Annotated in this window: 18 protein-coding genes; 9 read left to right on the top strand and 9 right to left on the bottom strand. The window is 64.6% G+C overall.

All coding sequences use genetic code 11. The features are described from left to right. From AC1DYK_RS34650 to AC1DYK_RS34660, 3 genes are all read left to right on the top strand, one after another. On the top strand, positions 1 to 348 hold a 348-nt coding region (locus AC1DYK_RS34650; protein ID WP_478170408.1), incomplete at its 5' end, for a hypothetical protein. Between the two features lie 84 nt (positions 349 to 432). Next, a complete protein-coding gene (locus AC1DYK_RS34655; protein WP_478170409.1) occupies positions 433 to 681 on the top strand; it encodes a hypothetical protein in 249 nt (82 codons plus the stop codon). 224 nt (positions 682 to 905) lie between these two features. After that, complete coding sequence (locus AC1DYK_RS34660; RefSeq protein ID WP_478170410.1) at positions 906 to 1,235, top strand: YegP family protein; 330 nt, start codon at positions 906 to 908, stop codon at positions 1,233 to 1,235. A gap of 45 nt (positions 1,236 to 1,280) precedes the next feature. Here AC1DYK_RS34660 and AC1DYK_RS34665 read toward each other — a convergent pair whose 3' ends face one another. After that, complete coding sequence (locus AC1DYK_RS34665) at positions 1,281 to 1,664, bottom strand: hypothetical protein (RefSeq protein WP_478170411.1); 384 nt, start codon at positions 1,662 to 1,664, stop codon at positions 1,281 to 1,283. A gap of 446 nt (positions 1,665 to 2,110) precedes the next feature. Between AC1DYK_RS34665 and AC1DYK_RS34670 the strand changes: the two genes are divergently transcribed. Beyond that, positions 2,111 to 2,485: a DUF2493 domain-containing protein gene (locus AC1DYK_RS34670; protein WP_478157841.1), complete on the top strand. Its 375-nt coding sequence runs from the start codon at positions 2,111 to 2,113 to the stop codon at positions 2,483 to 2,485. Positions 2,486 to 2,656: 171 nt separating this feature from the next. On the opposite strand, the gene AC1DYK_RS34675 is transcribed toward AC1DYK_RS34670, so the two are convergent. Beyond that, positions 2,657 to 3,034 (bottom strand): hypothetical protein, encoded by a 378-nt coding sequence (locus AC1DYK_RS34675; protein ID WP_478170412.1) that lies wholly within the window; start codon positions 3,032 to 3,034, stop codon positions 2,657 to 2,659. 479 nt (positions 3,035 to 3,513) lie between these two features. Then, a complete protein-coding gene (locus tag AC1DYK_RS34680; protein ID WP_478170413.1) occupies positions 3,514 to 4,677 on the bottom strand; it encodes a hypothetical protein in 1,164 nt (387 codons plus the stop codon). A 188-nt stretch (positions 4,678 to 4,865) separates the two neighbouring features. On the opposite strand from AC1DYK_RS34680, the gene AC1DYK_RS34685 reads away from it, so the two are divergent. Beyond that, positions 4,866 to 5,561 (top strand): GntR family transcriptional regulator, encoded by a 696-nt coding sequence (locus AC1DYK_RS34685; RefSeq protein ID WP_478170414.1) that lies wholly within the window; start codon positions 4,866 to 4,868, stop codon positions 5,559 to 5,561. 12 nt (positions 5,562 to 5,573) lie between these two features. On the opposite strand, the gene AC1DYK_RS34690 is transcribed toward AC1DYK_RS34685, so the two are convergent. Genes AC1DYK_RS34690 through AC1DYK_RS34715 form a run of 6 tightly spaced genes read right to left on the bottom strand, consistent with a single transcriptional unit; the run spans position 5,574 to position 8,996 of the window. Then, a complete protein-coding gene (locus AC1DYK_RS34690; protein ID WP_478170415.1) occupies positions 5,574 to 6,491 on the bottom strand; it encodes an ornithine cyclodeaminase family protein in 918 nt (305 codons plus the stop codon). 19 nt (positions 6,492 to 6,510) lie between these two features. Continuing rightward, positions 6,511 to 7,260 (bottom strand): sulfite exporter TauE/SafE family protein, encoded by a 750-nt coding sequence (locus AC1DYK_RS34695; protein WP_478170416.1) that lies wholly within the window; start codon positions 7,258 to 7,260, stop codon positions 6,511 to 6,513. After that, entirely contained in the window at positions 7,257 to 7,556 is a 300-nt protein-coding gene (locus AC1DYK_RS34700) for a 2Fe-2S iron-sulfur cluster-binding protein (RefSeq protein ID WP_478170417.1), read from the bottom strand. The genes AC1DYK_RS34695 and AC1DYK_RS34700 overlap by 4 nt, the downstream gene beginning before the upstream one ends. A 38-nt stretch (positions 7,557 to 7,594) precedes the next feature. Further along, positions 7,595 to 7,888: a ferredoxin gene (locus AC1DYK_RS34705; RefSeq protein ID WP_478157842.1), complete on the bottom strand. Its 294-nt coding sequence runs from the start codon at positions 7,886 to 7,888 to the stop codon at positions 7,595 to 7,597. A gap of 22 nt (positions 7,889 to 7,910) precedes the next feature. Further along, complete coding sequence (locus AC1DYK_RS34710) at positions 7,911 to 8,216, bottom strand: 2Fe-2S iron-sulfur cluster-binding protein (protein ID WP_478157843.1); 306 nt, start codon at positions 8,214 to 8,216, stop codon at positions 7,911 to 7,913. Positions 8,217 to 8,252: 36 nt separating this feature from the next. Then, complete coding sequence (locus AC1DYK_RS34715; protein WP_478170418.1) at positions 8,253 to 8,996, bottom strand: TenA family transcriptional regulator; 744 nt, start codon at positions 8,994 to 8,996, stop codon at positions 8,253 to 8,255. 163 nt (positions 8,997 to 9,159) lie between these two features. On the opposite strand from AC1DYK_RS34715, the gene AC1DYK_RS34720 reads away from it, so the two are divergent. The 4 genes from AC1DYK_RS34720 to AC1DYK_RS34735 are packed head-to-tail and all read left to right on the top strand — an operon-like array spanning position 9,160 to position 12,977. Then, a complete protein-coding gene (locus AC1DYK_RS34720; RefSeq protein WP_478170419.1) occupies positions 9,160 to 10,620 on the top strand; it encodes an aldehyde dehydrogenase family protein in 1,461 nt (486 codons plus the stop codon). A gap of 30 nt (positions 10,621 to 10,650) precedes the next feature. Next, positions 10,651 to 11,130 carry a GlcG/HbpS family heme-binding protein gene (locus AC1DYK_RS34725; RefSeq protein WP_478170420.1) on the top strand — a complete coding sequence of 160 codons (480 nt, stop codon included), beginning with the start codon at positions 10,651 to 10,653 and terminating at the stop codon, positions 11,128 to 11,130. A gap of 34 nt (positions 11,131 to 11,164) precedes the next feature. Beyond that, positions 11,165 to 12,172 carry a 2Fe-2S iron-sulfur cluster-binding protein gene (locus AC1DYK_RS34730; RefSeq protein ID WP_478170421.1) on the top strand — a complete coding sequence of 336 codons (1,008 nt, stop codon included), beginning with the start codon at positions 11,165 to 11,167 and terminating at the stop codon, positions 12,170 to 12,172. Positions 12,173 to 12,197: 25 nt separating this feature from the next. Further along, a complete protein-coding gene (locus AC1DYK_RS34735; protein WP_478170422.1) occupies positions 12,198 to 12,977 on the top strand; it encodes an SDR family oxidoreductase in 780 nt (259 codons plus the stop codon). Positions 12,978 to 13,127: the final 150 nt, after the last annotated feature.

A 13,127-nucleotide genomic window follows, 5' to 3' on the forward strand; every position in this document is an offset into this window, starting at 1 on the left:
GCATCGGGCATTTCCACCGCGGGCACCCGATCTGTTGCACGGAGAGCGGGCGCGACCGTGCCATTGTTTCCGCGGAACGAACACTGCTGTTCTTTTTCCGCCGTTTTCGCCCGGTTCTTTGGCCTCAAACTCTCGTCTACAGAGGCTGCTATGAACACGACATGGACTTTCATTTTGGCCGGCGCGGTGACCCTGGCGTCCGCGGCGGGAATCGTTACCGGTGAGACCGCAAAGGGCGAGCTGCGCTTCGTCGAGGCCGCCACGTCCGTCACCGCGAGCTCCGAGGCGTTCGCCTGGGTGACCGGAGGCAAGACTGCGGTCGCCTCCGCCGTCTCCGCCGCTCAGTAGGAACGGCCGGCACGGCACCGGCCAGGGAGACGCGCGAGGCCGCGCCCTGGTCGGCAGGCTCCTACGTATGGCCTGCGGCCTGATTTGCCCGAGCGCTTCTTCCGCGACATCACCGACAAGCGCAATCCGCGTGACAGCTTCACCAGCGTGGCAGAACTCGAACTGGCCATCGACCTATACGTCGCCCATCACACCATCGATCCCAAGCCCTTCATCCGGACCGCGCTCATCCGACATCCTGGCCAAGGGCACGCGCATCAAGGCCCCTCTCGCGGCCTCTGCGGGATAAGTACAGAACAGAGTGGCGCACTGCAACTGACTCGAACCGCTTGAGCGAGCTCGGGTACGGTTGCCTTCGTCGTCTATGACCTCCCGCCTCGTCTCGCGCAGATCAGCGCCGTAGGTTGCGGACTCGTCGAGCCATCTCCCTCACATTGGGGATGACGCGCTCGGAAATGGCTAGGAGAGTGTGCCGTCGGGCAACTCGCGCGACGCTCTAGCCACGGCTGCCCGGCGGCAGTCTGGCCATCAATGACTCAATCAAGTCAGAAGGAATCATGGCAATACATTACGACCTCAAGCGCAGTGGGACGCAGTTCATGTTCAATCTGAAGTCCGCCAACGGCGAGACCGTTCTGACCAGCGAACGCTACACAACCAAACAAAATGCGCAGGGTGGCATCGCCTCTGTCAAGAACAACGCGTCGCAGGAAATGCGATATCGGCGACTGACCGCGACAAACGGGCAAGCGTATTTCACTCTCTTGGCTGGCAACGGGGAGATCATCGGGATGAGCGAGACCTACTCGTCGCCTGCGGCCAGGGACAACGGGATCAACTGGGTCAGGTTGAATGGGCCGGACGCGCCTACCGTCGACAACACGTAGGGCACCGACGTACGGCGTGGATCCCGCGGATGCGAAAAAGCCGCCTCAGTAGGGCGGCTCACCCTGTTGCACGGATTGAGGTTGCTTCGTCCGGGCATCCTCCGGACTGTCATGGGGTCCGTCATGAGTCGGCACCGGCAAGTCGCCGACGTCGAGAGCATCCTCTTTCATCAGGCTGTCCCATTCTCGAAGCATCTCCCGCGGTACGTCCGGGTAGAGCTTCTGCAGTTCGTCGAGAGCCTGGCTCGCAGTAGCGTCCTTGAGTTTCCTGTCAATGATTTCGAACGCCAGGATGAACGGAAGCGCCAGAAGGACAATCAACGCGAACAGCGGACCCACTGCGAGCGCGACGAGCACGACCACTGGTGCAGCCACGATGACCAAAATCACCCTGCCGATCAGCCTCAAATGCTTCATCAAGTACGCCATGCGCGAATGACTCCAACCAGGACAGTCTTGGGCACAATCAGCAGGCGAACCTTTGTAGTAGGACAACGCCACCATCGACCACGAGGACTTGAGAGTGTGAGATTTGCACTCTATGGCTCGCATGCCGAAGGTCCAACACGACGCCCCTACGCCATGTGAGGTTGGACGTGGAGTTCATGAACTTGTCGTCGACGAACGGGTAAGGTGCCGTTCGCGAAATCAGACAGAACAAGGTCGCGTAATACAAAAGCCCGCATCGTGCGGGCTTTGCTGTTGTTGGAGACACAATCCCCATCGCGGTCGCCTCGCACTGGGTCGCTTGTCGAACTATCATGATCAGAACAACGCACTGACGACAGTCATTGCAAACCCTCCCCGCTTCGGCGGGGTTTGCTTTTTTGGCGAGTGCATTACTAGTAAGAAAGCATGAACGAGGCTGCCACATCATGAGGGTACTTGTCTGTGGTGGTCGCAATTACGACGACTGGGCATACATTGTTCGTGTCCTTGACCGCGTTCACGCCCGCCAACCAATCACCCAGCTCATCGAGGGTGGCGCGACGGGAGCCGATGAGCTCGCACGTCGTTGGGCCAAGGCACGCGGTATCGAGGTCGCCACATTCATCGCTGACCGGGTTCGCTATCAGGGTCGTGCTGGACCCATCAGAAACGCTCAGATGCTGCGCGAGGGGCGTCCGGAACTCGTTGTCGCGTTCAAGGGGGGTCGGGTGACCGCGCACATGGTCACCATCGCATCGGCAGCGCTCGTGCCGGTGTTGAAGACCTGGCGGCTTGAGGGTGAGACGCCGCCGTTTGAATAGCGAAAAAAATGCAACCGCCCGCATCGTGGGGGCTTGGGGTACCTTCCGACTTTCCGAATCGCGGTCGCCCCAACTCCGATCTACACCGCTGAAACAAAAAGCCCTGGCCGTTTCATCGACAGAGGGTTGGGAGATCCTTCGGGGATGCAATGTGCGTCGATTGATGACTGCTCAATGTGCTGGAGCAAACAGAAAGGTTCCGCCCTTCGCTTCGACTGCTGTCCGAACCTTGGCGGCGTCCGCAGGATCACCAATGAAGCCCAAAGTGAGCATTGGCAGCCTGCCCGGAACTTGGTTTAGCGCGGAGAGGGTCACCTTCGCGGCAAACCTGCTGTCTTGACCGGCAACCGCGAGATTGACCGGCGTCGTGTCCGCGACTGAGATGTGTCGATGTAAGTTCGCAACTGTAGGCGAGTCGAGGCCCACGTTGCCAATCATGGCGGAAGCCATAGCCCCGGCGACGCTTGGTGAACCTGGAATCCACTGGAGCAAGAGCTTGCCCTTTTTGTCTTTGAACAAGGGGGCCGCTTTAACGGCAAAGTCATCCATGGAGCGAGGGCCGGGGGCTGAACACCCCACTAACGCGGCAAGAACTCCAAAAGAAAATATAAGGCGAAGTTTCATCGCAATTCTATGATTTCTTGTATTGATGGAATTATTTATGGCCGAGCAGGAGCGACCGAATTGAATGTCTCTTTGCACGCATCCAAGGTCGCCGCCCATCTACTTTGATCGCAAGCGGTCCTTCCGCCATTTAGAAGTTGCCGAAAACCTCGGCCCTTCATGCACAGCTCCACCCTGGCAATGTCGTCCATCGTTACAGTCCTTCCGAGCCGTTGCGAATGCCAGCGTGGGAATCCGACGTAAGGGTTGTCATAGCCGCATTCGACAAGCGCAGCCTTTACCTCTTCGGAAGTCGCACCGTCCCGCGCCCAGGTCTGGAAAATTGACGGCGGCGGCGGCGCGCCGGCTAGGCAACCAGAAAGAAGCATTGCGGCACCGCACCCGAAAATAACGGCACGCATGGCTTATCGGGGAATGGTAGGGCGAGCCGGCACATAGCGCGGCAACCCCCCGCTATCCTGCCAAAAATTTCCGCACCCGCTTGTCGCCGGTGCCTTGCCATAGCAGTTATGGACGGTCGTTGGCTGCCCCGTGGCGGCCCTGATTGCCTCCCAAATGCTGTTCGTTTCGTCAGGGATCGTACCGCCAGTACCCGAGTTGAAACCACTAAGCATGCCCACCGGGTCCGCAAAATGGTTCTGGTACTGCAAAACCATGGTGCCACGCTGATTCGCGTCAGCTACGCCGTCTCTTCCTTGCAGGTTCGCGAGGATGCCGTCAGCCTTGAGGACGTTATATGCAGGGCCAAAGAAATTTACCGTGATGCCCCCGAACGCTCCATTGGAATTCGATTGGCCCTGGACAGCCTCAAGGGCATTTCCGACAGTCATGGACCCTCGACTGTGTCCATCGAGATGCAGTCCATCGCTACCGTACGTATTCAATAGGTCAATGTTCTCCTGCGTGGCGTTTGTTAAACCAATGGCCGGATTCTCGAGGTGTTTCATGTACCCGGCGATCATCAATTCGGCGGGTACGCTGCTTGCCTCTGGAAAATAAACGAAATATTGCGCCTCATCTCCGGCTGTGCTGTGCTGTGCTGCGTACATCGCAGCGGCATCGATATCATTGAAGATGCCATTATTCGCAACGTGAATTTTTCCATCCGGTCCAGGCTTCAAATTCTTCTTCTCTTCGTCGGTCAGAACGCGATATTCGGGCTTTCCGTCCTCGCCATATTTGACCGAACCGTCTTCATTTTTGACAAGTTGCACAAATGGAGCTCCCTCGATGAACATCTTGCGAACCGCCTCGTCGGAATACTGCGTGCCCTGCTGAAACGCAGCGCCTGAGATGACCTGCCGAGCGTAAGCCTGCTCCTCCAGCGCCTGGACGTCCTTGCGCTCGACGGCCACATTCGCGTTCGCCGTGTCGCGATTCAGCGCGGCGATGGCTTCAGGCGTGCTCTTGCTGCTGCACGGCGGCCAACGAACAATGCTAGAGCTTCTTGATTCACTCGGCATGCCAGCCTTTTCCGAGAAATCCCCTCTTGTTTCTGAAAGATCTTCGGAGGCTGCCCGAAGGCCGGTATGCGGCGGGTCGCGTTCTCGTTGCTGGCCGATTCGCATCCGGATGCCTTCGAGGTGGCGGAAGACATCGGCTCGGGGTGCGACGTGTGGATCGTGTTCGGCACCAGGCCGGTCGGCCGATCTCGCGTCCCGGTTCGATGGGGTCTGCGTCCATTGCCCCGGGGCGTGACGCTGAAGTCGCTCAAGCGGGCACAATGTGGATTTCGTATACCGCGTAGCGCCGAGCAATGGAAGCACTGAACATCGATGGCAAATTGGGCGAGCGCCATGCGCCGCTGACCAAGCTTGTCCTGACGGCGCTGCGCGAGCGGATCCTGAGCGGGGAACTGGCGCCGGGCGAGCGCCTGGTCGAGGGCCGCCTTTCCGAGGAGCTCGGCGTCTCGCGCATGCCGGTCCGGGAGGCGCTGCGCGCCCTGGCGGCCGAAGGCATCGTCGCCATCGAGCCCAGGCGCGGCGCGACGGTCACCACCTTCACGAAAGAGCAGATCCACGAGATGGTCGAGGTGCGCGCGACGCTCGAGGCCCTCAACGCCAAGCTGGCGGCGCGGCGCCACGATCCGGCGCAGATCGCCAAGCTCGAACGCATCCTGGCCGAAGGCTCGCAGCTCACCAGCGATGACGATCTGGCGCGCATCTCGGCCCTGAACCTCGATTTTCATGAGGCGCTGGGCAACGTCGCCGCCAATTCGGTGCTGCAGGAGATCATGCGTTCGCTGCGCGAGCGCACCGCGCTCTTCTTCACCGTGAACAACCGCGAACGCATGCACGCCAACTGGCAGGAGCACGCCGCCATCCTGCGTGCCGTGGTGGCCGGCGATGCCGAACTGGCGGCGCTGCTCGCGGCGCGCCATGTCTACAGCGCGGCCGAACTCCCGGGGACGCTTGCGCCGACGCCGCCCTCGGCGTCGAAGACGCCCGACTGAGACGCTGCCGGCTCAGCCGCCGGCGAGCCGGCGCCAGGCCAGGCCGGCCAGCGCCACGTCCTCGAGGCCGACTCCGACCGACTTGTAGACCGTGATCTCCTCCGGGCTGCGGCGTCCGGGCACCTGGCCGCTCACGAGTTGCGCGAGCTCGACGATCTTTTCATCGGGCAGCACGCCTTCCGCGGCCAGAACCAGTTCGCCGGCCTCGCGCAGCGACTGCCGCCGCCACTCGACCGCCACCAGCGCCGCGCGCGACAGCGCCACGTCGTCGAGCTCGCGGGTGTGCGGCAGGCTCGAGCCAACAGCGGCAACGAAGCAGCCTGTGGGCAGGCGCTCTCCCGGGAAAAGCGGTGTGGTGGCGCGCGATGCCGTGACGACGATGTCGGCGCCGTCGAGCGCTTCGTCGGCATCGCACAGCCGCACCGGCACGCCGCCGCACTTCTCGGCGAGGCCTTCCGCCAGCCCCGCGGCAGGGCGTGGCGTGCAGACGCGGATGCTTTCGAGGCCGAAGGCGGCCGCCATCTGTACCGCGTGGGCCTGGCCCTGCGCACCCGCTCCGAACAGCGCCAGGCTTCGTGCGTCGGGGCGTGCCAGATGGCGGGCGGCGATCACCGAGCAGGCGGCGGTGCGCAGCCGCGTGATGGCGCCGGCGTCGAAGGACGCCAGCGGCCGGCCGTCTTCGGTCGAGAACAGCAGGATCACGAAGGAGAACTGTCCCTTGATCGTGGTGTAGACCTTGGCGCCTGCAACGCCTTGCCCAGGGATGACTGCGCCCAGCGTCGAGAGCTTGACGCCGCCGGCCTCGGTGCGGATGCGCTCCTGCATCGCGGCCGTGCCCTCGCCGAAACGCAGGAAGGCGTCGCGCAACACTTCTTGCGCATCGGCCGGCGAGACCAGCGTGTCGACTATCGAATCGGTGATGTGTTGCAAGGCGAACTCCCGCGAAATGTCAGAAAGCGATGGCTTCGCGCACCAGCAAGGCGATGGCGCCGAAGGCGGAAAGGGCCAGCAGCAGGCCGCGCACCGCGCCGCGCGACACGCGGCGATGGAGCGGGCCCGAGAGTGCAAAGCCCGCCACCATCAAGGGCAGCAGCCAGGCACTGAGCCACAGCTCGTGCCGGCCGAAGCGGCCGACGCTCGCCAGCATCACCAGCGAGAAGGCGGCGCCGACGAAGAACACGCAGCCCAGCGTGGCGCGCAGCCGCGGCGGCGGCAGGTACTGCATGACCAGGGCGAATGGCGGTGCGCCCGCGGACGTGATGGTGCCCATCAGCCCCGAGGCGATGCCGGCACCGACCATGTTGCCGCGCGAGGCGTCGATGCGGCGGCCGCTCAGGCTCAGCACGACACCCGCCAGGATGAAGAGCGCGAACATCACGGTCAGCAGCTCGGCAGGCAGGAGCAGCAGGCACACCGCGGCGCCCAGCGTGCCGACCACGCGGCCGATCAGCGCCACGCCCGCTGCGGCCCAGTCGACCTGGTCGAACTCGCGCAGCGCCGACATCAGGGCCAGCGGCCCGCCGAGCGCGAGCAGCGGGCCCGGCGCGAGTTCGGGATAGAACAGGGCGGCGATGGGCGCCGAGAACATCGCGAAGCCGACGCCGCCGATGCCTTGCAGGCAGGCGCCCACCAGCACCATCGCGGCCATGCCGGCGTAGTGGCCCAGGCTCATGCCCTCGGGCAGCAGTGAAGCGATCATCTCTTGATGTCGCGCGGTTGCCACGACACGGCGATGTCGCCGTGGACGAAGGTCTGGCAGGCCATGCGCCAGCCCTGCTTCACCTCGTCCTCGGACAGGTGCTTCCTTTCCTTGGCCTTGATGGCGTCGGTGTGCTCGACGCCGTTCTCGATGCGGCACTTGCAGGTGCCGCAGAGGCCGCCGCCGCACTTGAAGGGGATGCCGCCCTGTTCGCGCAGCGAAATGCGCAGCAGGTTGCCGCCTTCGGGCGCGGAAACGACCTTGGCGTTGTTGCTGAGAAAAGTGATCTGGATCATGGAAGGGGGAGGGGCCGCCGCCGGCGGCGGCATGGGTGTCAACTGGGCACCAGCACCACGTCGGCATCGCCTTCGTGCACCAGGTGCCGCAGCGCGGCGCGCGCCAGTTCGACGGTTTCGAACTTCTCGAAGAACTTGATCGGCACGTGGTTGACGACCTCGGGCGGCGTCTCGTCGATCACCGTGACGCGGCAGTCCGACACGACCTCCGCGATCACGAAGCGCGCCTTGCAGCGGCCGAAGAAGAAGTAGTCGGCGGACTCGACGCGCCGCAGGCCCTCGACGAGTTCGGTGCGGAATTGCCCGGGCTTGCTGGTCAATATCAGGTACATGGCAAAGAGGCAAAGGGCGTCGTCAGGCCGGCAGCGCGTCGTCTTGCGCCAGTTCGATGTCCTGCTGCACCCAGAGCTGGCAGGCCAGGCGCCAGCCGGCATCGAGCCGTTCGCCGAGCTGTTTCTTTTCCTTCCAGTTCGGCGGCGGCAGGTGCTCGGCGCCGGCCAGCACGCGGCAGGCGCACTTGGAGCACTTGCCCATGCCGCACTCGTAGCGCAGGTGGGGATACGGAAACTGCTTGATGCCGGCGCGCACCACCAGGTTGGTGTTGTCCTTGACCTCGTCGCGATAGACCTGGCCGCCTTTGTGGAAGGTGATGATGGGCATGCGCGCGGCTGTCTGGAAAGCGGATCGGCCGGATGCTCAGGCGGCTTCGAGCACCGCCGGCTGCGCGGCGCCCTCGGCGCCTTCGACGGCCACGTAGTCGTGGTACAGGGCCGTCGTGTAGAGCAGGCGCATCTGGGCACCGACTTCGCAGATCTTCAGGCAGCGCTGCTGCAACTCGACGGTGGTCGCGTGCTCGAGCACGATCTGGTAGCCGCGCTCGCCGTGGATCTCGTCCGAGACGATGTGCAGGTCGAAGAACTCCACTTCCTCATCGGTGAAGCCGTATTTCTCGCGCAAGGTGGGTGTCTGCTTGCGGTAGATCGACGGCACCTGCGACTCGAGGCCCACCACCAGGCCGGCGACGGCCACGATCGGGTCTTCGCGCATCGCCACCGCGTAGCACCAGCTTTGCAGGCCGCGCGTGGTCGGCGACATGTTGTCGGGGTCGATCACGCGGTCGCGCGTGGTGCCGCAGGCTTCGGCAAAGCGGATCAGCAGGTCGGTGTGGCGATCGCCACCGATCTCTTCCTCGTACATGTTGGCCAGCAGGAAGTCTTTCGCTTCGGTGAAGCGGTCGGGCATGCGGGCATAGAGATAGCCGAGGTAGTCGGCGAAGGGGCCGACGTAGTGGTAGTGGTTCTCGGCCCAGCGCGCCAGGTGCGCACGACTCAGCGTGCCGCCGGCCCAGGCCAGGCTGAAGGGGGAGGTGTTGGCGCTCCTGCCCTTGATGGCGTTTTCGAGGGCGGTCCGGAATTCGTCGCGGTTCATGAGGGCGGGCATGCGGGCTCCTGGTCGAGTGGTGAGATGAAATTGGGTTTGTATGGATACTGTATACCAATAATCACCCGCTCTGCAACCCTGCGTTCACAGGAGATTCCTGATCTTGCTGTTTTTGTTGGTATACAGTATTCTCTTATTGACTCAACCGCCACCACGCGCCGAAATGACCCACGATTCATCGACACCCTTCCAGAACCACATCGACGGAGCCTGGGTTTCCAGCAGTTCCGATCGCACCTTCGACAACATCAATCCCGCAGACGCGCGGGAGGTCGTGGGGCGCTTTCAGGCCTCGTCCGCCGAGGACGCAAAGGCTGCCGTGGCGGCGGCGGCAGCGGCGTTCGACGGCTGGAAGAAGACCCCGGTGTCCAGGCGCGCGGCGATCCTCAACGCCGCCGCGCAGTACCTGGAGACCCACGTCGCGCAGTTCGCCGAGGAACTGACCCGCGAAGAGGGCAAGCCGATGGCCCAGGCCAGGGACGAGGTCCTGCGTTCGGCGCAGACGCTGCGCTTCTACGCGGTGGAAGGCCAGTCTTTTTCGGGCGAGACCTTTCCGCAGGACGACCCGGACATGGTGGTCTACAGCCAGCGCGAGCCGCTCGGGGTGGTGACGGTCATCAGCCCCTGGAACTTCCCGGTGTCGATTCCGGCGCGCAAGATCGCGCCGGCGCTGATCACCGGCAACACGGTGGTCTTCAAGCCCTCGTCGGACGCGCCGCTGTCGGGTCTGCGCCTGGCCGAGGCCTTGATCCAGGCCGGCCTGCCGAAGGGCGTGCTCAATTTCATCACGGGGCGCGCCTCGGAGGTCGGGCCGGTGATCACCGAATCGCCCGCCGTGCGTGCCATCTCGTTCACCGGTTCGACGGCGGCGGGCGAGCAGATCCACCGCGCGGCCGCCATGACCACGCGCACCCAGATGGAGCTCGGCGGCAAGAATCCGCTGATCGTGATGGACGACGCCGACCTCGACCGCGCGGTCGACCTCGTCATCAAGGGCGGCCTGTCGCTCAGCGGCCAGGCCTGCACCGGCACCAGCCGCGTGCTGGTGATGAAGGCCGTGATGGGCGCCTTCACCGACAAGCTGGTCGCCAAGGTGCGCACGCTGAAGATCGGCAGCGGCATGACGCCGGGCATGGACCTCGGCCCGCTCGCCACCCGCAAGCAGCTGGAGACGGTGCTCGGCTACATCGAGATCGGCAAGTCGGAGGCCACCTTGCTGTGCGGCGGCGAGCAGCTCACCGAGGGTGAATTCGCCCACGGCTTCTACGTGACGCCGGCCATCTTCACCCACGTGACGCAGCGGATGCGCATCGCGCGCGAAGAGATCTTCGGCCCCGTGATCGCGCTGATCGAGGTCGACGGCTATGACGACGCGATCGTCAAGGCGAACGACACCGAATACGGCCTGTCGGCCGCCATCGCCACCACCAGCCAGGTGCATGCGCACCGCTTCGCGCAGGACATCCAGTCGGGCACGGTGAAGATCAACCGCACCACCACCGGCAACCTGATCAACGCGCCCTTCGGCGGCCTGAAGCGCTCGAGCACCTCGACCTTCCGCGAGTCGGGCCGCACCGGCCTCGAGTTCTATACGCAGATCAAGACCGTCTACCGCGGCTGCTGATCCCTCTTTTCCCTTTCGCAGAGACCTCTCATGAAAACCGCACTCAAGCTCGAACTCGAAGAAGCCCGCCTGATGATCGACGCCGCCATCCGCAAGGCGCAAGAGATCGGCGTGCTCGAAACCATCTGCATCGTCGATGACGGCGGCTATCCGATCGCCATGGATCGCATGAACGGCGCCCGCATCACGGGCCCGCAGATCGCCTGGAACAAGGCCTTCACGGCGGCCGGCCACAAGCGTTCGACCCATCTGTTCAACACCCTGCCCAACGGCCCCGCGCTGCCGGGCAACGAGGCCTTCGGCATCCAGTGGAGCTTCGAGGGCAAGTTCGCCGTTTTCGTGGGTGGCTTCCCTATCGTGGTCGACGGCAACGTCATCGGCGGGGTCGGCCTCTCGGGCGGCAACGGCGAGCAGGACACGAAGTGCGGCGTGGCCGCGCTGCAAGCCCTGCACGAACGGCTCGAAGCCCAGGGCCACGTCGTGCTGGTCGAGGCCGACATCAAGAAGTAGGGCGGCATCGCCTCGACGTTTCGAAAGACGGACCATGGCTTTTCGCATCCAGCTGCTCGAGACGGCACAGTGCTTCGATGCCGCGCCCGGCGAATCGGTGCTCGACGCCGCCTTGCGCCACGAGTTCCGGCTGCCGCACGAATGCCGCTTCGGCGGCTGCGCGACCTGCCGCATCAGGCTCGTCGAAGGCACGGTGGACTACGACGAATTCCCGCCCGGATTGACGGCCGACGAAGCGGCTGAGGGCTATGCGCTGGCCTGCCAGGCCAGGCCGGCCAGCGACCTGGTGATCAGTGCCGCGCGGCGCCTGCCGCCGTGCTCCGAGCCCGCGCGGCACCTGGCCACGGTGACGGCGGTGCGGCCGCTCGGCGATGACGTGCTGCATCTGGCGCTCGAGCTTCCGCCCGAGGCCGACCTGCTGTATCGCGCCGGCCAGTACATCAACATCCTGCTGCCGGACGGCGGCCATCGCAGCTTCTCGATGGCGTCGCGGCCGCATCCGCAGGCGCTCGACTTCCACATCCGGCGCATCCCGGAGGGCCGCTTCACGAGCGGGCACGCCGCCCGGCTGCAGCCCGGCGACCGGCTGCCCGTCGAGCTGCCCCATGGCAGCTTCTGCTTTCACGCGGAAGACTACCGCCCGCTCCTGATGGTGGCGACGGGCACCGGGCTGGCGCCGATCAAGAGCATCCTGGAGTCGCTCATGGACGACGACGATTGCCCGCCTGTCAGCCTCTATTGGGGCATGCGCACCGAGGCCGACCTGTACCTGCACGACCAGATCCAGGCCTGGACCGATCGGCTGTGCGACTTCCGCTACGTGCCCGTGCTGTCGCGCGCCGGCGCCGGCKGGACCGGCCGGCGCGGGCACGTGCAGCAGGCCGTCGAGGAAGATTTCGAGGATCTTTCGGAGCATGCCATCTACCTGTGCGGCTCCCCGGCGATGATCGGCGACGCCAGGCGGGCCTTCCTGGCGCACCATGCCAGCATCGACCATCTGTACAGCGACAGCTTCACCTTCCAATCCACCGCCGCGGCCTGAGCCGCGGCACGCAAGGAGAAACCCGATGGACCTGGGCATCTCGCAGCGCACGGCGCTGGTCTTCGGCGGCAGCCGCGGCATGGGCCGCGCTTGCGCCCGGCAACTCGCGCTGGAAGGCGTGCAGGTCGTGATCGCCGCACGCACCGAGGCCACGCTGCGCGAGGCGGCGGCCGAGCTGTCGGCCGAGGCGGGCACGCCGCTGCGCTTCGTGGTCGCCGACATCACCACCGCCACGGGTCGCGATGCCGCGCTGGCGGCCTGCCCGTCGCCCGACATCCTGGTCAACAACGCCGACGGCCGCCCGCCCGGCGACTTTCGCGACTGGTCCACGGCCGACTGGCATGCCGCGCTCGACGCCATGATGCTGGGACCGATCGAGATGATCCGCCGCACGGTCGACCCGATGATCGAGCGCGGCTTCGGGCGCATCGTCAACATCGTCTCGCGCAGCGTGAAGACGCCGCAGGCCGAACTCGGGCTGTCGAACGGCGCGCGATCGGGGCTGGTCGGCTTCGTCGCCGGCCTGGCGCGGCAGACCGTGCGCCACAACGTGACGATCAACAACATCCTGCCCGGCGTGTTCGCGACCGATGCGCAGCGCCATCACGTCGAGGCGTTGGTGAAGGCCGAGGGCAAGGCCTTCGCGCAGCTGTGGGAGGAGCGCGGCCGCAACAACCCGGCCGGCCGCTTCGGCCGCGCCGAGGAGGTGGGTGCTCTCTGTGCGTACGTGTGCTCCGCGCACGCGGGCTACATCACGGGGCAGAGCCTGCTGATCGACGGCGGGGCCTACCCGGGGACCTTCTAGGCCGAAGTTCCTCGGTCACCCAGCGGCCTTTTGGCCTGTAGTTCCCTTTGGAATCAACGAGTTGGGCGGCTTCATGCGTTCCTGAATGTAGGCATGTTATTTACTTGACATTTACTTGTAATTGACCTATTAATGTAGGCATGCACATCC

It is taken from the genome of Variovorax sp. P2_H12, assembly GCF_056403395.1.